We start from the raw sequence: 26098 nt of genomic DNA, 5'->3' as shown, positions 1-26098 counted from the left end.
TTACCCTTTTTCACCCGCTTCTGGTACAGAATAAGCGGCTTCATTTTGTGAGTTGTTTATAGAAACAACGAGAGGTGAAGGTTTATTGGTCATTTTCGCCATCAAACTACCAACACGCTGACGCATTTCTCTACGATCAACTATCATGTCAATCGCACCGTGGTCAAGTAAGAACTCACTGCGTTGGAAGCCTTCTGGTAAATCTTCTCGTACTGTTTGTTCAATCACTCGGCGGCCGGCAAATCCTATTAATGCTTTAGGCTCACCAATATTTACATCGCCAAGCATAGCCAAACTCGCTGAGACCCCGCCCATAGTTGGGTCTGTCATGACTGAGATAAAGGGTAAACCTTTTTTCGACAAACGCTCAAGTGCAGCACTGGTTTTTGCCATTTGCATTAGAGACATTAGCGCCTCTTGCATACGTGCTCCACCACTGGCTGAAAAACATACTAGACCGCATTTGTTTTCTATCGCTGCCTCTACAGCGCGAACAAAACGAGCACCAACTACAGAACCCATAGATCCACCCATAAAGGAGAATTCAAACGCACAGGCTATGATTGGCTGTCCCAGCAGTTCACCTTTCATCACAACTAAAGCGTCTTTCTCACCACTGCTCTTCTGAGCAGAAGAAATACGATCTTTATATTTCTTAGAGTCTTTAAACTTCAGTTTATCTTGCGGCTCTAACTCATCCGCTAACTCAACTCTATTATTTTCATCCAGAAATGTCTCTAAACGACGACGCGCAGGCATACGCATGTGATGGTCACATTTCGGACATACTTCTAGGTTACGCTCTAATTCAGCATGATAGAGTACCTGCTCACATGAGGTACACTTAGTCCATACACCTTCTGGTATAGATGCTTTACGAGAACTAACAATATTGCTTTTTTCTAAAATCTTTTCAAGCCAACTCATGGAAGACCTTTTCTTTAACTAGCCTCCGCTGTAGGCGAAGGACAAAAATTCTCAATTTACGCGAGAGGATTAAAGCATATTAAATGCCAAGTGTAGACAAAAAACTGGTTGTACCTATTAGCTACCCAACCTCTCAAACCCTATAAATAATTGATCATTCGAACAATTTATTACAGCTTAGTTCAAATCATCTGGCAAAAACAGTGGCCCCAGTGGTGGTTGAGGCAATTCAAATTGCTGTGGATAATCCACACTAACTAGGTATAAACCTTGAGCTTTCGCCGTCGCACCGGCTAGCTTGCGATCTCTTGCTTTCAGCAGCCAATCAATCCACTCAGGAGCTTGCTCACCTCTCCCCACGCATATCAAACTACCCACAATATTACGTACCATATGGTGAACAAACGCATTGGCCTTAATATCAACCACTACATATTGGCCATGTCGTGTCACATTTAGGTGCATAACGTTGCGCCAAGGGCTTTTGGACTGGCAATGAACGGCACGAAAAGAGGTAAAATCATTTTCGCCTAGTAAACATTGACCAGCTTGGTGCATTTTAGCGATATCAAGCTCACCATGATAGTGGCTCACACCCGAAGATAGAATCCCAGGTCGTAGAGCACTATTGAAAATGATGTACCTATATCTTCGTGCGGTTGCAGTAAAGCGAGCATGAAAGTCTTTAGGGACTTCTTTAGCCCATCTTACGCAAATATCACTGGGAAGATTGGCATTCACTCCCATAGTCCAAGCCACCATTTTTCTACTTGCATCTGTATCAAAATGAATGACTTGCCCTGTACCATGAACGCCTGCATCAGTGCGACCTGCACATTGAACTTCTACTGGATGGTTAGCGACGATAGTCAAAGCATGCTCCAGTTTTTCTTGAACACTTTGAACTTCCTTCTGACGCTGCCAACCAAAGTACTGACTACCATTGTACTCAATACCTAATGCAATTCTCATCGGACTACTCTCTTCGAAAGTTGGCCAAGGAGTATATACATTTTGGCATCAAATGGTAAGAGGCTAAGTGTTAGTCACCTACCCTCGGCCATTGATTGTATCAATCAAGTTTTTAGCCTCTCGTCGAATTTCGTCACTACCGTCAACAATCGCTTCCTCTAGTAACTTAATCGCTCCCTCTGGATCATTCATTTCAATGTATATTTTTGCCAAGTCAAGCTTACCAGCAGCCTCAGAGTTGTCATCAACATCCACATCTCCCGTATCGCCAATAACATCAGGAAAATCACTTAAACCGACATCAAGCTGAAGATCTTCTTCCTGTATATCCTGCTGCTCATCGTTATCAACTTCGGCCATTAATTCATCAATAGACTTGAACTCACTTTCATCTGGAACGAAGTCCTCAAGTTCTTCTTGATCTTCCCAATTTTCGTCTAGGATTTGAGCTTGCTCTGGGCTGTTGTTTTCATCCCAAATGCCCTGCTCATCTTCGGGGATATCATCTGTAATCTCTGCCTGCTGTTCTGGGGAAAGATTAAAGCCATTCCAATCTTCTCCCCCCACTTCCAACATAGCTTCAATATCTAAGCCAGCACTGTCGGAAGTTATTGAGTCTGGAGACTCAAAATCAAAACTCCCCTCTAACTCACTAGTATCCTCAGACAGCAACTCTTCAAAAGCCGCCTCATTATACTCGTTATTTGCAAGCTCTTGAGCGGCTTCAGATGGGATCTCACTCAGTGACGGTATTTCAACTTCATCAAGCTTAAAATCTTCCTCATTACCTTCTGGCTCTGGCTCTGGCTCTGGCTCTGGCTCTGGCTCTGGCTCTGGCTCTGGCTCTGGCTCTGGCTCTGGCTCTGGCATTTTAGGATGATCGCCATCATCTATGTCAACTGATAAAGGCGCTTCTGGACCAATTTCTTCTGTAGAATCCTCACCATATTTAGGTATGTCTAAATCGGATAGATCAAGAGAGGGCTTCTCTTGCGTGACACCTGATGGTGATACATCTTCGCCTAAATCAGCAACGGCGTCTTCTTCGGTAAATTCAGGAAGCTCTGCGTCATCAAGCTCGGCCATCTCTGCTGATTCTGCTGGCTCGTCTAGCTCGCTTTCCTCGCCTAACTCAGCTGCCGCGTCTTCTTCAGTGAACTCTGGAAGCTCAGCATCATCAAGCTGGGCCATCTCTGGCGATTCTGCTGGCGCTTCTAACTCGGTTTCTTCGCCTAACTCAGCTGCCGCGTCTTCTTCAGTGAACTCTGGAAGCTCAGCATCATCAAGCTGGGCCATCTCTGGCGATTCTGCTGGCGCTTCTAACTCGGTTTCTTCGCCTAACTCAGCTGCCGCGTCTTGTTCGGTGAATTCTGGAAGCTCAGCATCATCAAGCTCGGCCACCTCTTCAGATTCTGCTGGCGCCTCCAACTCTGCATCTTCGCCTAACTCAGCTGCCGCGTCTTGTTCGGTGAATTCTGGAAGCTCAGCATCATCAAGCTCGGCCACCTCTGGCGATTCTGCTGGCGCTTCTAACTCGGTTTCTTCGCCTAGCTCAGCTGCCGCGTCTTCTTCAGTGAACTCTGGAAGCTCAGCATCATCAAGCTCAGCCACCTCTTCAGATTCTGCTGGCGCTTCTAACTCTGCTTCTTCGCCTAACTCAGCTGCCGCGTCTTCTTCAGTGAACTCTGGAAGCTCTGCATCATCAAGCTCAGCCACCTCTTCAGATTCTGCTGGCGCTTCTAACTCTGCATCTTCGCCTAGCTCAGCTGCCGCGTCTTGTTCGGTGAATTCTGGAAGCTCTGCATCATCAAGCTCGGCCACCTCTTCAGATTCTGCTGGCGCCTCCAACTCTGCATCTTCGCCTAACTCAGCTGCCGCGTCTTCTTCAGTGAACTCTGGAAGCTCTGCATCATCAAGCTCGGCCACTTCTGACGATTCTGCTGGCGCCTCCAACTCTGTTTCTTCGCCTAACTCAGCTGCCGCGTCTTCTTCAGTAAATTCTGGAAGCTCTGCATCATCAAGCTCGGCCACCTCTGACGATTCTGCTGGCGCCTCCAACTCTGTTTCTTCGCCTAACTCAGCTGCCGCGTCTTCTTCAGTAAATTCTGGAAGCTCTGCATCATCAAGCTCGGCCACCTCTGACGATTCTGCTGGCGCGTCTGGCTCTGCATCTTCGCCTAACTCAGCTGCCGCGTCTTCTTCGGTGTATTCAGGAAGTTCAGCATCATCAAGCTCGGCCACCTCTGACGATTCTGCTGGCGCGTCTAGCTCTGCATCTTCGCCTAACTCAGCTGCCGCGTCTTCTTCAGTGAACTCTGGAAGCTCAGCATCATCTAGCTCGGCCACCTCTGACGATTCTGCCGGCTCGTCTAGCTCGCTTTCCTCGCCTAACTCAGCTGCGGGAGCATCTTCAATTAGCCAATCATCATCTTGAGGTATGCCAAATTCATTTGGAATAGCTTCAGGCATTGGAGCTTGAGAGGCTTCTGGGTCAAGATCAAGGTCTTCATCAAGCGCAGCTGGCTCTAGCTCCTCGGCAGGCGCTTCCATTTCCGGCAACTCAGGCTCTTCAGAGACCTCGGCTTCTGCCGCTTCTAGGTCAAGATCAAGGTCTTCATCAAGCGCGGCTGACTCTGCTGCCTCTAGCTCCTCGGCAGGCGCTTCCATTTCTGGCGGCTCAGACTCTTCAGAGGCCTCAGCTTCTGCCGCTTCTAGGTCAAGATCAAGGTCTTCATCAAGCGCGGCTGGCTCTGCTGCCTCTAGCTCCTCGGCAGGCGCTTCCATTTCTGGCGGCTCAGACTCTTCAGAGGCCTCAGCTTCTGTCGCTTCTGGATCAAGATCAAGATCAAGATCAAGTGCAGCTGGCTCTGCTGCCTCTAGCTCCTCAGCTGGCGCTTCCATTTCTGGCGGCTCAGACTCTTCAGAGACCTCGGCTTCTGCCGCTTCTGGCTCAAGATCAAGGTCTTCATCAAGTGCAGCTGGCTCTGCTGCCTCTAGCTCCTCGGCAGGCTCTTCCATTTCTGGCGGCTCAGATTCTTCAGAGATCTCGGCTTCTGCCGCTTCTGGGTCAAGATCAAGGTCTTCATCAAGCGCGGCTGGATCTGCTGCCTCTAGCTCCTCGGCAGGCGCTTCCATTTCTGGCGGCTCAGATTCTTCAGAGATCTCGGCTTCTGTCGCTTCTGGGTCAAGATCAAGGTCTTCATCAAGCGCGGCAGGATCTGCTGCCTCTAGCTCCTCAGCTGGCGCTTCCATTTCTGGCGGCTCAGACTCTTCAGAGACCTCGGCTTCTGCCGCTTCTGGCTCAAGATCAAGGTCTTCATCAAGTGCAGCTGGATCTGCTGCCTCTAGCTCCTCAGCTGGCGCTCCCATTTCTGGCGGCTCAGATTCTTCATAGACCTCGGCTTCTGTCGCTTCTGGGTCAAGATCAAGGTCTTCATCAAGCGCGGCTGGATCTGCTGCCTCTAGCTCCTCAGCTGGCGCTCCCATTTCTGGCGGCTCAGATTCTTCAGAGATCTCGGCTTCTGTCGCTTCTGGGTCAAGATCAAGGTCTTCATCAAGCGCGGCTGAATCTTCGCTTTCTTTTGGCGCTTGTGACTGTTCTTGCTGAGCAAGAATATCTTCTTCTACGGCATCATCATCTGAAGAAAGTAATGAGTCTGTACTCGCAGAGGCCGACGCATCATTAACTGCCTGGGAACTGGTCTCGGACGGTTCTTCTTCAGCGAGTGCTGAGGTCGTCTCATTAATGTCTGGCTCTGGCTCTGGCTCTGGCTCTGGCTCTGGCTCTGGCTCTGGCTCTGGCTCTTCAGAGCTTATTTCAGGCTCTGATTGATTAACAACCTCTTCTAGAGCGTTTTCGCTTTCTGACGACGTCTCAAGGTCAAGCTCATCCAATAAAGGATCACCTTCAGGAGCAGCACTTAGCATGTCATCCATAAAGTCTTCACTGGAAAAGTCATCTTCGACCATTGCAGAATCGACCGTGCTATCACCTGCTATATTTTCCAGCTCATCGCCTGCTGTAGTGTCAGTCTGACTATCGATATCTACCAATTCTTCGAATAAATTGGTAGCCTCATCACCAAGATCTTCTGTTAATGCCCCTTCTTCTTGCTCATCTACCAGCAATTCGTCGAGAGTTTCTGTCGAATCGAGGTCAAGAGCACTATCATCAGCAGTAATTAGTTCATCAAATGCACTTTCATCACTTGCAGCCTCTGTATCGCCGATATCATCTATTGTACCGACGCTGTCGTCATGGTCTCCAAGATATTCGTCGAGAAGATCAGTTTCGCCCGGTAACTCTGCATCTCCATCTTCGTCAATAAGCTCATCGAGCAAATCAATGCTGTCTTCTGAAACATCTACCGAGTCTTCGCTTAAGGCTTCGTCGAGAAGTTCGGTCTCACTGGGTAGCTCTGTGCCTGCATCTTCATCAATAAGCTCATCGAGCAATTCAACGCTATCGTCTGAAACATCTACCGAGTCTTCGCTTAGGGCTTCGTCGAGAAGTTCCGTTTCACCGGGTAGCTCTGTTCCTACGTCTTCGTCAACGAGTTCATCAAGCAAATCCGTACTATCTTCTGAGACATCGACAGAGTCTTCACTTAGTGCTTCGTCAAGAAGCTCAGTTTCACCGGGTAGCTCTGTTCCTACGTCTTCGTCAACGAGTTCATCAAGCAAATCCGTACTATCTTCTGAGACATCGACAGAGTCTTCACTTAGTGCTTCGTCAAGAAGCTCAGTCTCACCAGGCAGCTCAGTATCTGAGCCTTCATCCAAAAGTTCATCTAATGTAGATGTCGCATCCTCATCAGTGTTATCACTGCCGGGCTCGTCAAGTAAGGTGTCAAAATCTAAATCGTCATCTGAATCACTTTCGTTAAATAAGTCGTCCAGCAAAGATTGATCTAACTCGTCGGCGCCTAAATCCTCTGATTCACCGTCCGCAGCAAGCAAAGAATCCAGTTCATTATCAGTTATGTCATCACTATCGTCGGATAAATCAAATGCGCTGTCAGGTTCATCGCCTTCCGTGGGCGCTTCATCGGCGCCAGATTCATCACTACTTTCATCCAACTCGGCAAGAGATTCATCTAACTCTCCATCATCTCCGATACCTGCGAATGGATCTTCACCGTCTTCGCCTTCAAGGTTAAAGTCGAGATCATTTTCTTCTAGATCAGCAAAGACATCCTCTTCGTCTGAAGCTCCTTCTTCAAGCTCATCAGAGAATAATTGTTCTTCATCTGAAGACTCTCCGAACAAATCATCATCGAGTAGGAGATCATCTTCCACATCATCATCAACTGGTGGAGGAGCAACTGGCGCCGTCGACTCAGGTGCTGGCTCAGCCGATGCAGCCGCTTGTGGCTGATCTTGGGCTTCCTTCTTACGACGACCAAGAAGCGTCATAAGAACCAATCCGATCAACAGACCTGGTATAATCGCCATAGCCGCGACAAAAGCTGTGCTCGAGAGTAAATCGTCCAAAGCGGTAGGCTTAAGTCTTTGTTCCTCAGCAAGCCTCTCTCGCTCTGCTTCGATAAGCTTTTCAACTTCACTGCGAATACGAGATTCATCGCCGAGCTCATCTTTAAGTACGTCAACTTCAGATTGAACATCGGCCAGCATTAACCTCAGCTTGTGGTTTTTCTCTTCCAGAGCTAACAGTTCGCTTTCTGAATTTTCTAGCTGTTTCTCAAGAGATGTAACTTGATGCTTGTGCTCTCTTTGGACAATTTTCTCTAAGGCACTTGTTGGTTTCTCTGAACTGTCTTTAACCATGGGCTCCATGGTCTCTTGTTGAAGTTCTTTCGCTTCAGCTTCCACTACTTGAGGGGGAACAGGCGCCTGAGCTTGTGGTCTACGCACTGTTGGCGCAGCAGTGCCCGACAAACGAGCTTGGTGGGCAGCCATAATATTAACGGCTTCTTGAGTTGAGACACCTTGAGCTTGAGCAAGAGAGGGGATACGAAGCGTGCTGCCGGGAATCAATTCGTGTATATTTTGGTTAGCAAAAGCTTGGGGGTTGAGTTGATATATGGCAAATAGCGTTTGCTGAACAGTAACACTAGCCGAAGGTCGTAAACGGCTGGCAATGGACCAGAGGGTTTCTTGTGATGTAGTAGGTCCATAGAAACGTGAAGGCTCGTTGACATTGCGTCTTTGCCCTGAAGCAAGGTCGGAATATCCTGATGTAGCCCGGAGTTCATTGTCTGGTCCCGTTAGACGAATGCTCTCGGCAATAACAGTCGATGACTGAGTCACGACTGCCAATAATAAAGGCAGCAATAGACACTTAAAAATTCGAAGCATAGAAGGCTCAGCTATGTGCTCAATAAATTTTACTGTAATGATCTGTTAAATATATCGGATAAACACGCTAAAACTATAGACGCATAGCTAAAAAATGTGTTGCTGGCGCCATATTCGTATTAATCTCGCGCTAAATTTGGAAATTAGATTAAAAAAGCCTCACGCGAACGTCAGGCTTTGCTATGGAAAACGTCTAGGGTAAAAGTAGTCCCAACAGACAGTCTAGTTAGTAATAATCCCGAATTAATACTTCGGCAATCTGGACTGCGTTGGTGGCGGCACCTTTACGTACATTATCAGCAACCACCCAAAGATTAATCCCACTATGATGACTAATGTCATTGCGAATCCGACCAACCATGACATGGTCTTTGCCTCCGCCATCTCGCACTTGGGTAGGAAAATCTTCACCGTGAAATACTTCAATACCTTCTGTTTGTTCCAGTAAGCCAACAACTTCCTGGGCATCAATTGGAGAACGAGTTTCGATATGAACCGCTTCCGCATGCCCATAAAATACAGGTACACGAACACAAGTAGGATTTACCATTATTGTTGAGTCGTTGAAAATCTTTTGCGTTTCCCACACCATTTTCATTTCTTCTTTGGTGTAGCCGTTATCCATAAACTTATCGATTTGAGGAAGGCAGTTAAAAGCTATCTGTTGAGAAAATTGTTCATTTTCCGCTGGCATCCCATTGAGAAGCTTTGCCGTTTGACCAGCAAGTTCGTCGACTCCTGATTTACCGGCACCAGAAACGGATTGGTATGTAGATACGTTGATGCGCTCTATACCAACCGCATCTTGGATCGGCTTCAGAGCAACGAGCATTTGAATCGTAGAACAATTTGGGTTGGCAATAATATTACGATTACGAAACTCCGCAATCGCCTCTGGGTTCACTTCAGGTACTACTAAAGGGATATCATAGTCGTAGCGAAAATTAGATGTATTATCTATAACAATCACACCTTCATCTGCTGCAATCGGCGCCCACTTTGCAGATAGTTCTCCACCTGCGGAGAATAAACCAATATGAGCTTGAGACCAGTCGAAGTTTTCTACATTTTCAACTTGTACTGTTTTACCGTTAAAACGATAAGTTTTACCTTCACTGCGCTCACTTGCTAAAAGAAAAATATCACCAACAGGAAATTTACGCTCTTGGAGTACTTCCAAAATGGTTTCACCTACTGCACCAGTAGCGCCGAGAATGGCAACGTTATATTTTTGGCTCATTGATTTCTTACCTCAATTTTAAAACCTAGTTCTGCTAGTGGCCCAAGGTTCGCTTCTATGCTGCCTCGTAGCGTTACTGCACTATATTCTCTCCGGTTCCAATAGTGTTTCCGCATTTTATCAAAGGCCCCTTGGTTCTCAATCTCACGACGAAATAGAGCATCATCCTTACGCACGTCATAAACAAGTTGAGTTAAATTATGTAAAACTGCTTCATTCCATTCCCGATCGAGAACTAATTCAGGCACAGGCGCTTTGGGCAACAGCTTATTTTCATGTGCACGCAAATCGTTATTCAAAAATTCACAATAGCGATTAAAAATCATGGTTGTGCCGCGAGCCTTACCCTCGAGTCCATATCCAGCAATATGAGGAGTTGCAAATGCGAGTAAAGGTAGTAGGTCCATATCTACCTCTGGCTCAAACTCAAATACATCAAGAGCAGCAATAAAGCCGTCTTGTTTACTCAAACGTGCTTTCAACGCGGTGTTATCAACCACAGGTCCCCGAGCAGCGTTAATTAAAATTTGGTTGCCTCGGAGTTTATCTAATACATCCTTATCGAACAGATGATAAGTCGGGTTTTCACCATCACGCACTATGGGTGTATGGACAGTAATGATATCAGCTTGTTCAATTAACGGCTCAAATGGCGTAAATGCACGGGAATCCCCTTCTTTCTCCTTAGGAGGATCATTGATAAGTACCTTAACCCCTATCCCTTGGAGGCATTTTTGTAAGTAGCTACCCACTTGACCGGCCCCAACAATTCCCACCGTTTTATCGAATATAGAAAACCCGTGCTGCTGGGCAAGTACCATAATGACACTCACCACATACTCTGCGACTCCAACTTTGTTACATCCAGGAGCGGCAGTAAAGAAAATACCTTTTTCATCAAGTAAGGCTTTGTCGACATGGTCCATACCCGCAGTGGCAGTGCCAACAAATCGAAGCTTATTTGCCTTGGATAATAGTGACTGATTAATTTGAGTGACCGAACGAATCATAAGTGCATCAACATCGATCAAATCATCTGCAGTCAATGTACGACCCGGCTTTAAAACAACTTCTCCTAATTGACTGAACAATTGCTCAGCATAAGGCATATTTTCATCTATGAGGATTTTCATGGCTTGACAAGTTTACGATTAGAAACTGATACGATTGTGCAGAAAAGCACGACTGGTGTCGAGCATTAGTGATCATGACAACAAACGCCGTTTATTGAAAAAGAAAAATGCCTAGCAAATGCTAGGCACTAAAAAATAGATGCAGCCTCAGCTGACTTATAATTTAAGCTTGGTACTTTTTGATGACCAAAGTAGCGTTTGTGCCACCGAAGCCAAAGCTGTTTGACATAACAGTAGTAAGCTCCGTTTCACGCGTTTCCGTCACGATATCTAGACCTTGCGCGGCTTCATCAAAGTTCTCGATATTAATGCTCGGTGAGATAAAGTTATTATCTAACATTAGAGTTGAATAAATAGCTTCGTGAACACCTGCAGCACCTAAAGCATGACCTGTCATTGCCTTAGTTGCAGAAATCGCAGGGCTATCATTACCAAACAACTCTTGAATTGCACCAAGTTCTTTAACATCACCTACAGGCGTTGAAGTACCATGGGTGTTGACATAGTCTATGGTTTCAACATCTTGCATCGCCATTTTCATACAGCGAACCGCTCCCTCACCAGAAGGCGCAACCATATCATAACCATCCGAAGTCGCCCCGTAACCGACAATCTCACCGTAGATTTTCGCTCCACGAGCCAGTGCATGTTCTAGCTCTTCGACAACCAACATGCCGCCACCACCTGAGATGATGAAGCCATCTCGATCCGCATCATAAGTACGCGATGCTTTCTCTGGCGTATCATTGTACTTAGTCGACAAAGCGCCCATAGCATCAAACATCATGGTTTGAGACCAATCTAGTTCTTCACCACCGCCAGCAAAAACGATATCTTGCTTACCAAGCTGGATAAGTTCCATCGCATGTCCAATACAATGTGCAGAGGTTGCACAAGCAGAACTCATCGAGTAGTTAACCCCGCGAATTTTAAACGGAGTGGCAAGACAAGCAGACACAGTAGATGACATGGTACGTGGCACCATATAAGGTCCAACACGCTTAACACCTTTAGCTCTCATAGTGTCAACCGCTAAAGCTTGGTTCAATGCAGAAGCACCACCAGAACCGGCTACGATACCCGTCCGATCGTTAGAGACTTGTTCATCAGTTAAGCCTGCGTCTTCTATCGCTTGCTGCATTGATAGGTATGCATATGCAGCCGCATCACCCATAAAGCGCATCTGTTTACGGTCGATGTACTCAGCAGGATTGATTTTTAAGTCACCCCAAACTTGTGAACGTAGACCTTGTTCTTTAAACTGCTCAGAGGCAGTGATACCAGATTTACCTGCTTTAAGAGACGCTAAAACTTCTTCGACGTTGTTACCGATACTTGAAACAATACCCATACCGGTGATTACGACTCGTTTCATTATGACATTCCTATAATTCAAAAATCAGCTAGATGATAACTAAGTTGCCTGTTAAAAGTGGTCAGCTTTCCCTGAAAACCGTACAATCGCAACAAGTTTATTGTCTACATCACAAAAATTCACAGATTATGACCTCGATTACCAATGCTAAATTGGACTGGAACGACTCAGGTACCCCTGTGTCAGACACGTTTGATGATGTCTATTTCTCTAATGTTAATGGTCTTGAAGAGACCCGCTACGTATTTCTGCTACAAAATAATCTACCTCAAAGATGGCAAGATTATGACCAACGTCGATTTGTTATTGGAGAAACAGGCTTTGGTACAGGTCTTAACTTCCTTGCCGTTTGGCAGTGGTTTGAAAAATTTAGAAGTCAAAACCCAAATGCGCCACTAAAAGAAATGCATTTTGTGAGCTTTGAGAAATACCCATTGAGTCTAAAAGACCTAGTCAAGGCACACCAAGCTTGGCCAGAATTAGCTCAATATGCACAGGAGCTACAATCACATTACCCAACCGCAGTCCCTGAGTGCCATCGTATTGTCCTTGCTGATGGTGCAATTACGCTTGATCTATGGTTTGGAGACATAAAAGATTGCTTACCTAAAGTCCCTGTTGAAAGAAATGGAATAGTTGACGCGTGGTTTTTAGATGGCTTTGCTCCGAGCAAAAACCCTGATATGTGGAGCCAGACCCTTTTTGATGGAATGGCAAGGTTAGCCAAGATAGATTGCACATGCGCCACATTTACCGCTGCAGGCTTTGTAAGGCGAGGATTGATAGAAGCTGGCTTTACCATGAAAAAAGTCAAAGGGTTTGGCACTAAGCGAGAAATGATAACGGGCCATCTAGAACAGAGAAAATTACACACGAACTACAAACCTTGGTTTCAGCGCCACCAAAGCAGCTCTGCAGAATCCATTGCCATTATTGGTGGAGGAGTAGCCAGTGCCACATTGGCAAAGGCACTCATTCGTAGAGGGAAACAAGTGACCTTATATTGCCAAGATTCAGAACCAGCACAAGGCGCTTCAGGCAACCGCCAAGGTGCGGTATATCCTTTACTTAATGGGTCACACACTGGCGTTTCACGAGTATTTGCCCCTGCATTTTTATTCGCTCGTCAATTTTTTCAGCAAGTGGCTACCTCTGTTTCCTTTGATCACGATTGGTGCGGTGTCACCCAGTTGATGTGGGATGAAAAGTCACGGGCCAAACTAGAGCGTATGTTGAATGCCAATTTCAGCCCTGAGCTTGTTAAAAGGCTCGATGCTGTTCAAAGCAATCAAAAAATTGGATTAGATGTTGATGTTGACAGTGTCCACTACTCGCTCGGAGGTTGGTTATGTCCTGCGCAACTGACACAAGGACTTATTGATGAGCTCTCACAGCAGGCATTATTTGAAGCACACTTTAATTCAAAAATCACCGATATCATTCTTAATGATAACGGTTTTAGCTGGACTCTAAAGACTCATAATAACGCTTTTGTTCATGATACCGTTATTGTCGCTAACGGCCATCTATTCGACAAACTTAAACAAACAAAGTCTATTCCTCTGGGCAAAGTAAAGGGACAAGTTAGTCATATTCCAACAACACATAAGTTAAGCCGCTTAAAGACCGTTCTTTGTTACGATGGCTATTTAACCCCTGTAAATGTGAACAATGGTCACCACTGCATTGGTGCAAGCTATGACAGAAACAAGATTGACGACCAATTTGATCCTATCGCTCAGCAAGACAATGGTGAAAAACTCATCAGGTGTGTGAGTAACCAGAGTTGGCCCAACCAAGTAGATACTTCAGAAAACCTTTCGCGCCAAGGCATCCGATGCGTAAGCCGAGATCATCTGCCTTTTGTTGGCAATGTCGGTGATTTAGAGCAGATAAAGCAAGAATATGTCAATTTATCCCATGTTACCGAGGAAGATGCTAAGGAAGTTCCACACTATACTAACCTATTTTGCATGTTAGGTTTGGGATCTCGCGGATTAACTTCTTCTCCTTTGCTCGCAGAAACACTCGCATCACAAATTTGTGGCGATCCTCTTCCTTTACCCATTGACGTATTAGAAGAACTGCATCCAAGCCGAATGTGGGTACGAAAACTAAGAAAAGGCAAGTCAATTAGTGAAGGATGATCGCGCTCAATAATAAAAGTGAGGCAAATCAGCTGGGGGGATTCAGCCCCAGCGAGGATGGCCTTAGGTTAAAACGAGAGAAATCGTAGTAAGGCTGCTAGTCCAAATTTAGCTTATTAATTGCAGACTCTAATTGAGAGCTCAACGATAAATTAGTCAACTTGCCTGATTCCATATCAAAGTTATCGTAAAAGCTTGGAATAGATAGCGATGCTTTAACTTTTGCCCCAAAATATGGTGCTGATGCTGTCGCTGCGGCTAACACACTTGCAGCGCCCCCAGGACCTGGAGAGGTAGCGAGATATAATGCAGGCTTATCGGCAAACACATTTCTCTCGATGCGCGTGGCCCAATCAAACAAGTTTTTGTATGCAGCAGCGTAGGATCCATTATGCTCGGCAAAAGAAATAACGAGTGCGTCAGCTTGAGCAATATCAGATAGAAACTCTTTCGCGCCGCTCGCTTGGCCAATCTCTTTCTCTTTGTCTTCACTAAACAAAGGCACATCGTAGTCGTTCAGGTTTAACACCTTAACTTCAGCACCTGAAACTAGGCTAGCAGCATAGCCAGCCAGTGTCTTATTAATGGAAGTCGAGCTGGTTGACGCTCCAAAAGCAACAATGTTCATGAACAAACTCCTTGTGATAACTGATTATGCAAACAAGAGAATATCGGTAAATGCTAGGTCTAACAAGAACAAAAAACACAACAGGACATTCGAAAATTTCGAACAGTCAAAAAGATGTTGTTAACTCTAGACTATGCTTGATTTGCCAACTCTAGCCAAAGATCATTAACAATAGTTCTATCCGCTGGGGTGAGTTCTGAACGTGCATCATCCAAACTGGCCTGTATACGCAGTTTCAGTTCTTCCACATCATTAATGCCTTCTTCTTCGCACGCTGCGGCAGACAGAGATATGTGCCCTCGCAAGTACCCCCCAGCGAATAATTCATCATCGGAAGCAGTGGAAATTCGTGTATCAATCAACTCTAGTAGCTGCTCTTCAAATTCAATAATCATTGTACTCTCATGCCTAATCAGTTTGCTTCTCAAAAAGAATGGCAAGCTTCTCACATTGAGAATTTCAACGCAAACCCTAGCAATATCAGGGCCTCATATTATGGCACGCAGTGTGCAACCAAGCATATATTCAGTCAGATTATCGAGGCATCATCATGAAAATAAAACCAGTGGCACTTTACCTCCCATTACTTGCAATAATGGCGAGTCACGCAAAATATGCTTCGGCGGAAACGCCTTTTACTTCGTGCCCTACTCAAGCGTTTTTATTCCAAAACCCAGCAGGTACACCGGTCTCTTATGGAGTTAGCATTGATGTTGGTAGTTATGTCACCCTAGACTCTAATCTTGGAACAGCAAAGCTCAACGGAGTCGGTTATAGCAAACATGATGATTTTATTTACGGTTGGGATTATGGGAACTCTTCACTATCGCGTATAGATTCAACCTTTACCAAAACACTGCTAGATGTGACAAAGCCCTCAGGCGCGCCTGGCTCTATTTATGTCGGAGACGTCTCCTTAGATGAAAATGCGTGGTACGGATACAGACCAAACTATGGTTTATACCGAATAGATTTAGATACGCTAGTGATGGAGCTCTCTTCTCCTCCCAGTCGATTCGGTAATCCAGCTATCTATGACTTAGCCTTTCACCCTGACAACGCCTTAGCTTATTCGATCGACGCAAATGGTTATCTTTGGGAGATCGACGTTAACTCAGGCACAGCAACAAGACTAAACCAACTACTCGATAAGAATGCGCTCGGATACAAACTTACCTTTGGTGCTGTTTACTTTGATGTAGATGGTAACTTCTATGCGAGTAACAACAGTAATGGTTATGTCTTTAAAGTGAGCATCAACGGGACAAGTTCTTCAGCAGAGTTTTTTACTTATGGCCCATCGAGCAGCTCAAATGATGGTGCACGTTGTGCTCTTGCACCTGTAGAGCCAACAGAATATACGGACTTTGGTGACGCACCAGACTCCTATCAAACAACATTCGCCGAATCAGGCGCTCGACACGGTATGTCAGACCTAAAATTGGGTTCGGTTATCGATGGCGAAACAGATGGAAGCCCATACCCACTTAGTGATGATTCTTCAGATGGTATCGATGACGATGATGGTATTCAGTTCCCAGTCCCTATTCAGGTAGGCCAAACAAGTAAAATTATAGCCACCGCATCTGGAACCAACGATGACTCAGTGTTGAATGCATGGATTGACTTTGACCGTGATGGCGTATTTGAGTCAAGCGAGAAGATCATAAGCGATCAGTCAATGGCAGATACAACTGGTGATATCTTCTTCTCTGTCCCAACTTGGGCAGAAGCTGGTGATACTTGGGCTAGATTCCGAATCTCAAATACATCTGGTATAGGGCCAACAGGTGGTGTACCAGCTGGTGAAGTAGAAGATTACCAAGTAGATATTACAGAAAGCGGAGTCGTGACTGAGCTATATCCTAGTGGAGGTGGGTATACTTCCTTTGCCTATGAAGACCAATATCCCAAAAGCGGCGACTATGATATGAACGATGTGCTGATGAATGTGAAATACACAGAATATCAACTCAACGACCAAGTCATAAGAATGAAAATAGAGGGTAAACTCGCTGCACTTGGCGGGGATAATCACTCAGGGTTCGCAATTCGCCTCCCCAACGTAGCAAAAGAAGACATTAAGTCCGACTCTGTACAACTGTATGTCAATAACCAGCTCAAATCAGGCACTGTACTGGAAACAGATACTATAGATGCCGTTTTTATCATTCAAGATGATCTCAAAGACATCGTTGAATCCGGCGAAGCCGAAGCCTGCACTATGTTTAGAACCCAAGAAAACTGTGGTACAGCATACAGACCAAGTTGGGTCCTGACTTTCTCCTTTAGCAACGCGGTTGATACCTCCACCATGCCGAACTTCCCCTATGACCCATTCATCTTCGCAGCCCCCGGGCACTACTACGGCGATATTGGCTATCAAGTGTCAGGAGGCTACCCTGGACGAGGTTTAGAAATCCATCTTAAAAACCAAGCACCAACCAGCAAATTTGACACTCGCTACAAGTCATATGGTACAGACACATCAAGCGGCGATACTCACTACCATGATGCGAATGGACTTCCATGGGCCATAGAAATACCAATTACATGGAAGCACCCTTATGAAAGGGTCAACATACTCGAGGCGTATGATAAGTTTGATGATTATGCTCAAGATACCAGTGGGCGCACAGAGCCAACTTGGTATGAAAACTTTCAAAATAACAAAATATTTATAGATTAAAGGAGATAGGATTATGCATAACGTACACATAAAATCCCTACTAGGACTTGCGATGCTAATGACTATCTCAGCATGTGGTGGAGGCGGTGGTGGCGAAGGAGGCTCCACTGCAAGTTCATCACCCAGCAGTACAGTAGAGAGTGCAACTCGCTTAGCAGATATCAAAATCGACCCTAACAACAGTTTAACGTCAGTGTATGAGGTTGATATTGATGTGTCTCTACCGCACCTAGCGACTTCTCAAGTATACATATCGGTATGTGACAATTCGGGTGGTGGTATCGAATCAATTAACTATGATAATTGCCTGCTTAAAGCAGCACTTCAATCAGGAGCAGGGAGTTACCAACTCCGCGTCCCCAATCATTGCGAGTCATTAATTGCTGTAGTCAATGTTATGGAGCCTAACACCAGCCCTCTGGTTTACACACTAAATCATAACAATCAAGCTGAGACCACTTGGTTGATTCAATAGTGCACTAGCAAAGCCAAAACGAGCCATCAAATACGGCTCGTTTTTATTTTACTTCAAATAGAGAGTAATCAAGCTCTGGTTGTTGATAAAAGGACCTCAAGGCGGTTGACAACATACCGACTCTTAGAGGTAAGCCGTTAGCCAATATATCACCAACGTCTTTATGTACTCTTCTCATAAAGGCCAATCTATCGGGCTCAAACTCACCGTTAAGATTGTCACAGCTTACGGTGAACAGAAAACCCGCACTAACAGATAAAATCCATTCATAAGCTTGTGGACGTACCTCCACTTTTTCAAATTCAGCTTGAGTAGATTGATTTCGACCGTCAGGCTCATACCAGTAGCCAAAGTCTTCTTGTAAACGACGCTCTGGACCTGCTACGCACCAATGCGCTACTTCATGAAGGGCTGATGCATAAAATCCACGAGCAAAAATAATCCGATGATAGGCATTTACATCATCTGCCGGTAGATATATCGGTTCATCCTCTCCAAGCTCTAGACGAGTGTTGTAGTCTAGAAAGAATGTAGCATTAAAGATACTGATTAAATCTTGATAGTGGTGGTGCATTAATTGAAGCGTTGTTATAGATAGATCTGAGATCTATTGTCTCATGTCCACTCTCAGTTGCAACATTTGAATTCATAACATTAGAAATAGTTATGCGAAAGCCTATTTTCTAGTGAGAAAATATCATTCGTCATAGATCACATTTCCGACTAAAATCCTATTGATTATTTTCAGAGTAGTCAATTTATCTGTCATTCATCACCAAAGGTGAAACAATGTTATTAAGCATTTTATATATCATTGGCATCACGGCTGAAGCCATGACTGGTGCGTTAAGTGCTGGTCGAAGAAAAATGGATTGGTTCGGAGTCATGCTCGTCGCCAGTGCAACAGCCATTGGTGGTGGAACGGTGCGTGACATTTTGCTCGGACACTACCCTTTAGGTTGGGTTGAAAACCCTCACTTTCTAGTCATTACTTGTATTGCAGGCATAATAACCACTGGTTTAGCTCGATGGATTATTAAACTCAAAGGGGTTTTTATACGTTTAGATGCGCTTGGACTTATCGTTTTCAGTATTATTGGAACTAAGGTCGCGATGGGAATGGGTCTCCATGCTCTCATTTGTATCGTATCAGCACTGGTTACCGGTGTGTTTGGAGGACTACTGCGCGATCTGATTTGTCGCCAAACGCCTCTGGTATTGCACGAAGAGCTTTATGCATCAGTCGCAATAATTGCTTCTGGTTTGTATCTAACACTCCTTGAATTTGGGGTGCACGATGTAACAGCGACCATCTCTACTTTAGTGATTGGCTACTTTCTTCGAATGGCCGCAGTTCGTTTCAAATGGCGTTTACCTTCTTTTCATCTTGAAGGTGAAGGCTCTATTCACTAGGCCTAAATGGTGTTCAAATCAAAAAAGGCTCCAACAGGAGCCTTTTTAACAATTAGATTTTAGGAGTATCAGTGTGAACCCCGAAATTTTGCCCACGATGGCGCAGTAAGTGGTCCATAACCACTATCGCCAGCATAGCTTCAGCAATTGGGACTGCTCGAATACCAACACATGGATCGTGACGCCCCTTAGTGATAAGTTGAGTAGATTCACCTTGTTTAGTGATCGTATCTCCCGGCACCGTGATGCTTGACGTAGGTTTGAGTGCGATATTAGCAACAATATCTTGTCCAGTGGAAATACCACCCAAAACTCCACCAGCATGATTACTACCAAAACCATCTGGGGAAAGCGTATCACGATGCTGGCTGCCTTTTTGGCTAACTACATCAAACCCATCACCAATTTCAACGCCTTTAACGGCATTAATGCTCATTAACGCGTGTGCTATGTCAGCATCTAATCGATCAAAAACAGGCTCTCCTAGACCAACAGGAACATTGGTGGCTACAACTTGTAACTTTGCACCAATAGAATCTCCTTGTTTTTTTAGATCTCTTATCAACTGATCGAATGCTTCAACTTTGTCTACATCAGGACAGAAAAAGGCATTGTTTTCAATTTCATCCCAATCAACTGAATCGATCGATACATCCCCCATCTGAGCAAGATAAGCTCGAATTTCAATGCCAAACTCTTGTTTGAGATACTTTTTCGCCACAGCACCCGCTGCCACTCTCATCGCCGTCTCTCGTGCTGAAGAGCGACCTCCTCCGCGATAATCACGAATTCCATACTTTTGGTGGTAGGTATAATCCGCATGTCCGGGACGAAACTTATCTTTTATTTCGGAGTAATCTTTCGAGCGTTGATCGGTATTTTCGATCACTAAACCAATTGATGTGCCTGTCGTTTTGCCTTCAAACACACCGGAGAGAATTTTTACTTCGTCAGGCTCTCGACGCTGAGTCGTATAGCGAGAGGTACCAGGGCGACGGCGATCAAGATCGATCTGTATATCTGATTCTGTAATTTCTAATCCCGGTGGGCACCCGTCGATAATACAACCTAATGCGATACCGTGACTTTCTCCAAATGTGGTTACTCGGAAATGTTGTCCGATACTGTTTCCTGCCATTCCTTTCTTTACCTCAGACCGTAAATAATAACTTACACTTTAAATGTTAATAATTTCATAGTCGCTTTATTAGAGATCGATGTAAAGCCCTAAACCGATCTATTTTGCTTTTAACAATACAAAAACGCCAAGCTATAACTAGCTTGGCGCGACTTTTAGGACAAGCCATTTCCATCAATCTTTATAGATGGAAAATTCTTGAGCATGTTCGAGCAGCTGTGCTTGGGTCAGCATAAACACACCATGGCCTCCATTTTCAAACTCTATCCAAGTAAATGGTATATGTGGATATTGCTCTATCATATGCACCATAGAGTTACCAACCTCACAGATAAGAATACCCTTTTCTGTAAGGTAGTCAGGTGCGTTGGCAATAATACGCCTTACTAATTTCAAACCGTCGGTGCCAGCAGCTAAGCCAAGCTCAGGTTCGTGAGTAAACTCATCCGGTAGGCTGTTCATGTCTTCCTCATCCACATAAGGTGGATTAGAGACAATTAAGTTGTATTTCTCTTGGGCGAGATCTCTAAATAAGTCTGAGCGGATTGGGAACACTTGCTGCTCCATGCCATGGTCCTGAACATTTTGCTCGGCCACCTGCAATGCATCAGCAGAAATATCGATAGCATCCACTTCGGCTTCTGTAAAGGCATGGGCACACGCAATAGCAATACAGCCACTCCCCGTACATAGGTCCATGATACGAACTGGCTCTTCAATAAGCCATGGCTGAAACTCTGCCTGAATAAGCTCTCCGATTGGGGAACGAGGAATAAGCACTCTTTCATCAACAAAGAACTCCAGACCACAAAACCAAGCTCGATTGGTTAAATAAGCGGTGGGCGTTCGCTCATTGATACGCTTTACCACTCTTTCAACAACGCGCAGACGTTCACTGCTGGTTAATCGGGAGTTTAGAGCATGTGGAGGAACATCGATAGGCAAGTACAATGTAGGAAGAATAAGCTGTAACGCCTCATCCCATGCGTTATCAGTGCCTTGTCCATAAAATAGGTTAGCGGCGTTGAACCGGCTTACCGTCCAACGAATCATGTCCTGAAGCGTGTGTAACTCTGACACAGCCTCTTCTACAAAAATCTTATCCAAATTTACCTCCGAAAAGCGCTACAATACTGCCAATAGCATTTTATTTAAGTATCTATAACCGAATGAGTAAGAAAGACACCGAAATTAATGACGATTTCGCCCTTTTTAAGGATGCAGTACAAGGCGTTAAAAAGTTGCGTCAGGATACCATAGTCCAGCAACCAAAAAGAAACACTAAGCAAAAAGAAATCACACGCCAAGCCCGTGAAGCGAGTGACACAGAGTTTTACTTTTCTGACGAATTTGTACCATTACTCAGCGAAGAAGGTCCAACGCGTTATGCCCGAGATGATGTCTCTAGTTATGAAGTCAAGCGTCTTAGACGCGGTGTATATGTCCCTGATGTATTCCTAGATATGCATGGTATGACCCAAAATGAAGCTAAACGCGAACTTGGAGCTATGATCGCTTACTGCATAAAAAATGAAATCAGTTGTGCCTGTGTTCAGCATGGCATTGGCAAACACATCCTAAAGCAAAAAGCACCACTTTGGCTGGCACAACACCCTGATGTAATGGCATTTCACCAAGCACCTCTCGAGTTTGGTGGTGATGGTGCACTACTGGTGTTACTCTCTATCCCAGACAAATAAAAATCACTATTAGATTCTGCTACTTTCGGTATTGCGGAGGAATGGGCAAATCAGATGCTTTGAAGTTTGGCCTTTGACCGCCGCGCTTGCGGTATTGTTTAAGTTGGAAAACGTAAGCAAGCACTTGAGCAACCGCCGTAAACAAGCCATCAGGAATGGCTTGTTCTAACTCAGTGGAATGGTACAAAGCTCTCGCTAGAGGGGGGGCAGGGATCACATAGATATCATGCTCTCGAGCTACTTCTCGAATTTTTAATGCCATATGATCACTACCTTTGGCGACAACAATAGGCGCTTTATCAATATCTTGCTTATACCTCAATGCAACGGAAAAGTGCTCTGGGTTGGTCACTATGACGTCAGCTTGAGGCACTTCTGCCATCATCCGCCTCTGAGCTGCTTCCCTCTGTAGCATACGAATACGACCTTTAACTTCTGGTTTACCTTCAGTGTCTTTATATTCGTCTTTGACTTCCTGTTTTGTCATTTTAAGCTGATTAGCGTGCTGCCAAATCTGAAATGGAATATCAATCGCGACCACAATCAGCAATGAACAACTGATCAAGAGCACAAAATTAAGCAGTATATCTAGGGCATGGAAAATATTTTGCGGGTACACATCTAGACTGAGCTGAAAGAGATCTTCTTGGGCAGCATCAATCAAATAAAATGCGGCGCCCGATACTAAAATAACTTTTAAAATTGATTTAAGCAGCTCTACCCAACTTTGTACCCCGACCATTCGCTTTAAGCCACTTAAGGGGTTCATTTTAGACCACTTAGGCATGGCAGCTTCAACAGAAAAACTAATCCCACCTATACCAGCGGCACCAGCAAATGCAGCGACAAAAAGAACAAACAGAATGATAATCAGCGGCCATAATAATGCTCCCATAGCACCGAAAGCGATATCAAAAAGCTTGGTCAGGTCAAAGATCTCTTCTCGGGAGAGGCTGAATAATCTTCCCATCAAAGTGTAGAGTGAGCGAGAAAGCCAGTCCCCAAACCACATAAGAGCTATGGCTCCAACAACTAATACTGAAACCGATGCTAGTTCCTTTGAGCGTGCAACTTGGCCTTTTTCACGCGCCTGTTGCAATCGCCTGGGCGTGGCCTCTTCGGTACGTTCTTGACCGTCTGATTCTGCCAACTTAGCCCCCTAGCAATCCAAGCGAATAAAGCGACATACTTGCTGCTCTCCTTGTAACCAGAATAGCTCATAGTGGCTGTACAAACCCGAGATAATGTACCAACAAAGCAACAAGCCTACGATCAACGCAAAAGCAAAACCAAGAGAGAATATATTCAGTTGAGGTGCAGCACGGGTCATAACACCAAAAGACAAATTAATGGTTAGTAAAGCAATAATGCCAGACAAAGACATGCTCAGCGCTACCTGAAACATAATACCGAGCCAGAGAGCAAGCTCTCTAAAATCCACCGTATTGAGCGATCCGCTACCAATAGGTAATGACTTAAAACTCATCACAACCAGCATGATCATTTTAAGGTGACCATCTGTAGCCAAGAAAAACATAGTCGCCAAAAACATAAACAATTGACCAAGTAGCGGTGTATTTTGGCCGTTGGCAGGATCGACCATAGACGCGAAACCTAAACTTGACTGCATACCTAGTATTTGACCGAGAATAACGAAGGTTTGAATCATAAATTGGGTGATTGTTCCCATAGCAACACCAATGACAATCTGCTCAAGAACCGTCATAAACCCTTGCAAAGAAAGAAGTTCAATATTATCAGGAACAACAGGTACTGCTGGCATGGCTGCAAAAGTGATCGCTAATCCCAAATAAAGTCGAACCCGCGTAGACACAAATCTTGCACCAGTCACCGACATCACCATCAACATGGCCGCAATCCGGGTGTAAGGCCAAAAGTAATTGGCAATCCAATCCAGTATTACGCTAGTCGGATACTCCATTCTCTACCACCCTAATATAAAACCTGAGGTAAGCGTTCAACGATCGAGAAAAAGTACTCCATGAGCATTTGTGTCATCCAGTGAGCGAAAAGCATCATAGCAAGTAGCGTCACTACCAGACGTGGCAGAAAGCTTAATGTTTGCTCGTTGATTGACGTCGCAGCCTGAAAGATTGCCACAATCAATCCAATCAATAGACTGGGAATAATAATGGCACATACCATAAGGAGCACCATCCATAACGCATCTCTAAATAATTCGACAAATAGCTCAGGCGTCATGCTCTTCTCCCTTTATAAGGCAAAGCTACCTGCCAATGTTGACAGGATCAGATTCCAACCATCAACCAGCACGAATAACATCAATTTGAAGGGCAAAGAGACAATCATTGGCGATAGCATCATCATACCCATAGCCATGAGAACAGAAGCAACCACTAAGTCTATAATCAAAAATGGCAGAAATAGCATAAAACCTATTTGGAACGCTGTTTTCAATTCAGAAGTAATAAACGCAGGTATTAATACCGCCATAGAGACATCCTCTGGCCTGCGAACGTTAGAACCGGATATATTGACAAAGGTTTCCAAATCTTTGACTCGAGTTTGCTTGAGCATAAAGTCTTTCATCGGTATTTGAGCTAAGTCAAACGCTTTACGTGCCGTGATTTGTTCATTGATATAGGGCTGAATTGAATCTGTATTTATCTTATCAAGGACAGGAGACATGATAAAAAACGTCAGGAAAATAGCGATACCAATAATCACTTGATTAGACGGTGTTTGCTGCAGTCCCATAGCCTGACGAAGAATCGACATCACCACAACAATTCGAGTAAAAGAAGTCATTAAAATAACCATGGCAGGCAGAAAGCCCAACATGGTCATTAGCGCCAATATTTGCAGGTTAATAGAATAATCTTCACTACCATCTGGATTGGTAGTCATAGTAAACGCGGGGATCCCACCACCACCGCCGCTAGAAAAACTGCTAGTGGAAATGGTTCTTGCTGCTCCCTGATCCTTCTCCATTGCAGAAACAGTGACCGCTTGCGATGGCGCTGCATTAGATGGAATGGGAGTAGGAAGGGACTCTTCAGATAACGACAGCGTCGGATACGCTGTCAAAAAAAAAGCCAGAATGAATGGTAAAAACTTATTAGTGTTTATCATTTTTTTTCAATATCTGAGTCAGTTGATTTGCAAAAGGCGTATTCGCTAAAGCTGATTTACCAAGCTCTTCTTGGTTCAGAGGTGTCTCCAATTTAGAAATCAATTGTACCGACTGTGACGTCACACCAACTAAGAACTGCTCTTCTCCAGCTTGCACAATCACTACGCGCTCACGAGTACCAACTGGCAACTGACGAACAATACTTAACCCGCCTTGGTTCATCATTGATGGCACTCGCATACGTTTTAATAGCCATGCGAGAAACAAGATAAACGCAACAACAAATATCAAAGAGCCAAAGGTTGTTGCCCAGTCCAGTTGTTCATTACTGGCTGTTTCAGCCAAAGCGAATGGTGAGATAGGTAACAGAGCCAAGAGGTTGAGCCTGTTTTTACAACTTATCATAACCTACCTTAGTTTCTTAATTCGTTCATTTTGGCTAATGACATCTGTTAAACGTATACCAAACTTATCATTAACGACGACAACTTCGCCGTGGGCAATCAAGGTTCCATTAACCAATACATCCAAAGACTCACCAGCTAGGCGTTCCAGTTCAACAACCGAGCCTTGGTTAAGTTGTAACAGGTTACGAATACTAATTTTTGCACGCCCTACTTCCATAGAGATAGTCACTGGTATATCTAAAATGGTGTCAAGCTTACGGCGCTCATCATCTGAAATCGGAGATGAAGTATCTTCGAGCTCATCCAGCTGCGCAGACATTACTTCATCGACGTCTACCTCAGGAGCATCTGGATCCTCACCAAGCGCAGCAGCCCATTCATCAGCCAGTTTTTGATCTTCATCCATACTTAATTACCTATT

General features: G+C 44.8%; 22 protein-coding genes. 5 read left to right on the top strand and 17 right to left on the bottom strand.

Annotation, left to right across the window (positions count from 1 at the left end; genetic code table 11):
- From accD to fabB, 6 genes are all read right to left on the bottom strand, one after another.
- Positions 1-927: an acetyl-CoA carboxylase, carboxyltransferase subunit beta gene (gene accD, locus DPF90_RS12670; RefSeq protein WP_114786719.1), complete on the bottom strand. Its 927-nt coding sequence runs from the start codon at positions 925-927 to the stop codon at positions 1-3.
- A gap of 177 nt (positions 928-1104) precedes the next feature.
- Positions 1105-1899, bottom strand: coding sequence for a tRNA pseudouridine(38-40) synthase TruA (truA, locus tag DPF90_RS12665; RefSeq protein WP_114786718.1), 795 nt, complete (start codon positions 1897-1899; stop codon positions 1105-1107).
- Between the two features lie 78 nt (positions 1900-1977).
- A complete protein-coding gene (locus tag DPF90_RS12660; protein ID WP_114786717.1) occupies positions 1978-8217 on the bottom strand; it encodes a FimV/HubP family polar landmark protein in 6240 nt (2079 codons plus the stop codon).
- A 226-nt stretch (positions 8218-8443) separates the two neighbouring features.
- On the bottom strand, positions 8444-9457 hold the full coding sequence (locus tag DPF90_RS12655) for an aspartate-semialdehyde dehydrogenase (RefSeq protein WP_114786716.1): 1014 nt from the start codon (positions 9455-9457) through the stop codon (positions 8444-8446).
- Positions 9454-10590, bottom strand: coding sequence for a 4-phosphoerythronate dehydrogenase (locus DPF90_RS12650; RefSeq protein WP_114786715.1), 1137 nt, complete (start codon positions 10588-10590; stop codon positions 9454-9456). Before DPF90_RS12650 ends, DPF90_RS12655 begins: the two co-directional genes overlap by 4 nt.
- 163 nt (positions 10591-10753) lie before the next feature.
- The gene (gene fabB / locus DPF90_RS12645; protein ID WP_114786714.1) at positions 10754-11965 is read right to left on the bottom strand and encodes a beta-ketoacyl-ACP synthase I; all 1212 of its coding nucleotides are present in this window, start codon (positions 11963-11965) and stop codon (positions 10754-10756) included.
- Between the two features lie 128 nt (positions 11966-12093).
- On the opposite strand from fabB, the gene mnmC reads away from it, so the two are divergent.
- Complete coding sequence (mnmC, locus tag DPF90_RS12640) at positions 12094-14112, top strand: bifunctional tRNA (5-methylaminomethyl-2-thiouridine)(34)-methyltransferase MnmC2/FAD-dependent 5-carboxymethylaminomethyl-2-thiouridine(34) oxidoreductase MnmC1 (protein ID WP_114786769.1); 2019 nt, start codon at positions 12094-12096, stop codon at positions 14110-14112.
- A 97-nt stretch (positions 14113-14209) separates the two neighbouring features.
- Here mnmC and DPF90_RS12635 read toward each other — a convergent pair whose 3' ends face one another.
- Positions 14210-14740, bottom strand: coding sequence for an NADPH-dependent FMN reductase (locus tag DPF90_RS12635; RefSeq protein WP_114786713.1), 531 nt, complete (start codon positions 14738-14740; stop codon positions 14210-14212).
- A 131-nt stretch (positions 14741-14871) separates the two neighbouring features.
- Positions 14872-15135: a YfcL family protein gene (locus tag DPF90_RS12630; RefSeq protein ID WP_114786712.1), complete on the bottom strand. Its 264-nt coding sequence runs from the start codon at positions 15133-15135 to the stop codon at positions 14872-14874.
- Positions 15136-15290: 155 nt separating this feature from the next.
- Between DPF90_RS12630 and DPF90_RS12625 the strand changes: the two genes are divergently transcribed.
- Together DPF90_RS12625 and DPF90_RS12620 are read left to right on the top strand one after the other, a co-directional pair.
- The gene (locus DPF90_RS12625) at positions 15291-17429 is read left to right on the top strand and encodes an LruC domain-containing protein (protein WP_114786711.1); all 2139 of its coding nucleotides are present in this window, start codon (positions 15291-15293) and stop codon (positions 17427-17429) included.
- A 13-nt stretch (positions 17430-17442) separates the two neighbouring features.
- On the top strand, positions 17443-17904 hold the full coding sequence (locus tag DPF90_RS12620) for a hypothetical protein (RefSeq protein WP_114786710.1): 462 nt from the start codon (positions 17443-17445) through the stop codon (positions 17902-17904).
- Between the two features lie 43 nt (positions 17905-17947).
- On the opposite strand, the gene DPF90_RS12615 is transcribed toward DPF90_RS12620, so the two are convergent.
- Positions 17948-18478, bottom strand: a complete 531-nt coding sequence (locus DPF90_RS12615; RefSeq protein WP_114786709.1) for an elongation factor P hydroxylase — start codon at positions 18476-18478, stop codon at positions 17948-17950.
- A 215-nt stretch (positions 18479-18693) separates the two neighbouring features.
- Here DPF90_RS12615 and DPF90_RS12610 point away from each other — a divergent pair, with 215 nt between their 5' ends.
- Positions 18694-19317, top strand: coding sequence for a trimeric intracellular cation channel family protein (locus DPF90_RS12610; protein WP_114786708.1), 624 nt, complete (start codon positions 18694-18696; stop codon positions 19315-19317).
- A gap of 52 nt (positions 19318-19369) precedes the next feature.
- Here DPF90_RS12610 and aroC read toward each other — a convergent pair whose 3' ends face one another.
- The gene (gene aroC / locus DPF90_RS12605) at positions 19370-20455 is read right to left on the bottom strand and encodes a chorismate synthase (protein WP_114786707.1); all 1086 of its coding nucleotides are present in this window, start codon (positions 20453-20455) and stop codon (positions 19370-19372) included.
- A 174-nt stretch (positions 20456-20629) separates the two neighbouring features.
- Positions 20630-21562 (bottom strand): 50S ribosomal protein L3 N(5)-glutamine methyltransferase, encoded by a 933-nt coding sequence (gene prmB / locus DPF90_RS12600; RefSeq protein WP_114786706.1) that lies wholly within the window; start codon positions 21560-21562, stop codon positions 20630-20632.
- A 62-nt stretch (positions 21563-21624) separates the two neighbouring features.
- Between prmB and smrB the strand changes: the two genes are divergently transcribed.
- Entirely contained in the window at positions 21625-22155 is a 531-nt protein-coding gene (smrB, locus tag DPF90_RS12595; RefSeq protein WP_114786705.1) for an endonuclease SmrB, read from the top strand.
- A gap of 19 nt (positions 22156-22174) precedes the next feature.
- On the opposite strand, the gene flhB is transcribed toward smrB, so the two are convergent.
- From flhB to fliN, 6 genes are read right to left on the bottom strand one after another with little or no spacing between them, the layout of a single operon-like run.
- A complete protein-coding gene (gene flhB, locus DPF90_RS12590) occupies positions 22175-23305 on the bottom strand; it encodes a flagellar biosynthesis protein FlhB (RefSeq protein ID WP_114786704.1) in 1131 nt (376 codons plus the stop codon).
- A gap of 9 nt (positions 23306-23314) precedes the next feature.
- Complete coding sequence (gene fliR / locus DPF90_RS12585) at positions 23315-24097, bottom strand: flagellar biosynthetic protein FliR (RefSeq protein ID WP_114786703.1); 783 nt, start codon at positions 24095-24097, stop codon at positions 23315-23317.
- A gap of 11 nt (positions 24098-24108) precedes the next feature.
- Positions 24109-24378: a flagellar biosynthesis protein FliQ gene (gene fliQ / locus DPF90_RS12580; RefSeq protein ID WP_114786702.1), complete on the bottom strand. Its 270-nt coding sequence runs from the start codon at positions 24376-24378 to the stop codon at positions 24109-24111.
- 12 nt (positions 24379-24390) lie between these two features.
- Positions 24391-25269: a flagellar type III secretion system pore protein FliP gene (gene fliP, locus DPF90_RS12575; protein ID WP_114786701.1), complete on the bottom strand. Its 879-nt coding sequence runs from the start codon at positions 25267-25269 to the stop codon at positions 24391-24393.
- Positions 25256-25675 carry a flagellar biosynthetic protein FliO gene (gene fliO, locus DPF90_RS12570; protein WP_114786700.1) on the bottom strand — a complete coding sequence of 140 codons (420 nt, stop codon included), beginning with the start codon at positions 25673-25675 and terminating at the stop codon, positions 25256-25258. Before fliO ends, fliP begins: the two co-directional genes overlap by 14 nt.
- A 3-nt stretch (positions 25676-25678) precedes the next feature.
- Positions 25679-26083, bottom strand: coding sequence for a flagellar motor switch protein FliN (gene fliN / locus DPF90_RS12565; protein ID WP_114786699.1), 405 nt, complete (start codon positions 26081-26083; stop codon positions 25679-25681).
- Positions 26084-26098: the final 15 nt, after the last annotated feature.

Origin of the sequence: Vibrio tetraodonis (genome assembly GCF_003350295.1) — a bacterium.
Lineage (GTDB): Bacteria > Pseudomonadota > Gammaproteobacteria > Enterobacterales > Vibrionaceae > Vibrio > Vibrio tetraodonis.
The sequence above is the reverse complement of the archived record's forward strand: the minus strand, read 5'-3'. Positions and strand labels throughout refer to the sequence as shown.

Coding starts and splice junctions, on each gene's coding strand:
- DPF90_RS12660 (WP_114786717.1), bottom strand. CDS start 8,217: ATGCTTCGAATTTTTAAGTGTCTATTGCTGCCTTTATTATTGGCAGTC.
- DPF90_RS12635 (WP_114786713.1), bottom strand. CDS start 14,740: ATGAACATTGTTGCTTTTGGAGCGTCAACCAGCTCGACTTCCATTAAT.
- accD (WP_114786719.1), bottom strand. CDS start 927: ATGAGTTGGCTTGAAAAGATTTTAGAAAAAAGCAATATTGTTAGTTCT.
- DPF90_RS12610 (WP_114786708.1), top strand. CDS start 18,694: ATGTTATTAAGCATTTTATATATCATTGGCATCACGGCTGAAGCCATG.
- DPF90_RS12615 (WP_114786709.1), bottom strand. CDS start 18,478: ATGCACCACCACTATCAAGATTTAATCAGTATCTTTAATGCTACATTC.
- truA (WP_114786718.1), bottom strand. CDS start 1,899: ATGAGAATTGCATTAGGTATTGAGTACAATGGTAGTCAGTACTTTGGT.
- smrB (WP_114786705.1), top strand. CDS start 21,625: ATGAGTAAGAAAGACACCGAAATTAATGACGATTTCGCCCTTTTTAAG.
- DPF90_RS12655 (WP_114786716.1), bottom strand. CDS start 9,457: ATGAGCCAAAAATATAACGTTGCCATTCTCGGCGCTACTGGTGCAGTA.
- fliO (WP_114786700.1), bottom strand. CDS start 25,675: ATGATAAGTTGTAAAAACAGGCTCAACCTCTTGGCTCTGTTACCTATC.
- fliN (WP_114786699.1), bottom strand. CDS start 26,083: ATGGATGAAGATCAAAAACTGGCTGATGAATGGGCTGCTGCGCTTGGT.
- fabB (WP_114786714.1), bottom strand. CDS start 11,965: ATGAAACGAGTCGTAATCACCGGTATGGGTATTGTTTCAAGTATCGGT.
- DPF90_RS12650 (WP_114786715.1), bottom strand. CDS start 10,590: ATGAAAATCCTCATAGATGAAAATATGCCTTATGCTGAGCAATTGTTC.
- fliP (WP_114786701.1), bottom strand. CDS start 25,269: ATGATAAACACTAATAAGTTTTTACCATTCATTCTGGCTTTTTTTTTG.
- aroC (WP_114786707.1), bottom strand. CDS start 20,455: ATGGCAGGAAACAGTATCGGACAACATTTCCGAGTAACCACATTTGGA.
- fliR (WP_114786703.1), bottom strand. CDS start 24,097: ATGGAGTATCCGACTAGCGTAATACTGGATTGGATTGCCAATTACTTT.
- DPF90_RS12625 (WP_114786711.1), top strand. CDS start 15,291: ATGAAAATAAAACCAGTGGCACTTTACCTCCCATTACTTGCAATAATG.
- mnmC (WP_114786769.1), top strand. CDS start 12,094: ATGACCTCGATTACCAATGCTAAATTGGACTGGAACGACTCAGGTACC.
- DPF90_RS12620 (WP_114786710.1), top strand. CDS start 17,443: ATGCATAACGTACACATAAAATCCCTACTAGGACTTGCGATGCTAATG.
- DPF90_RS12630 (WP_114786712.1), bottom strand. CDS start 15,135: ATGATTATTGAATTTGAAGAGCAGCTACTAGAGTTGATTGATACACGA.
- fliQ (WP_114786702.1), bottom strand. CDS start 24,378: ATGACGCCTGAGCTATTTGTCGAATTATTTAGAGATGCGTTATGGATG.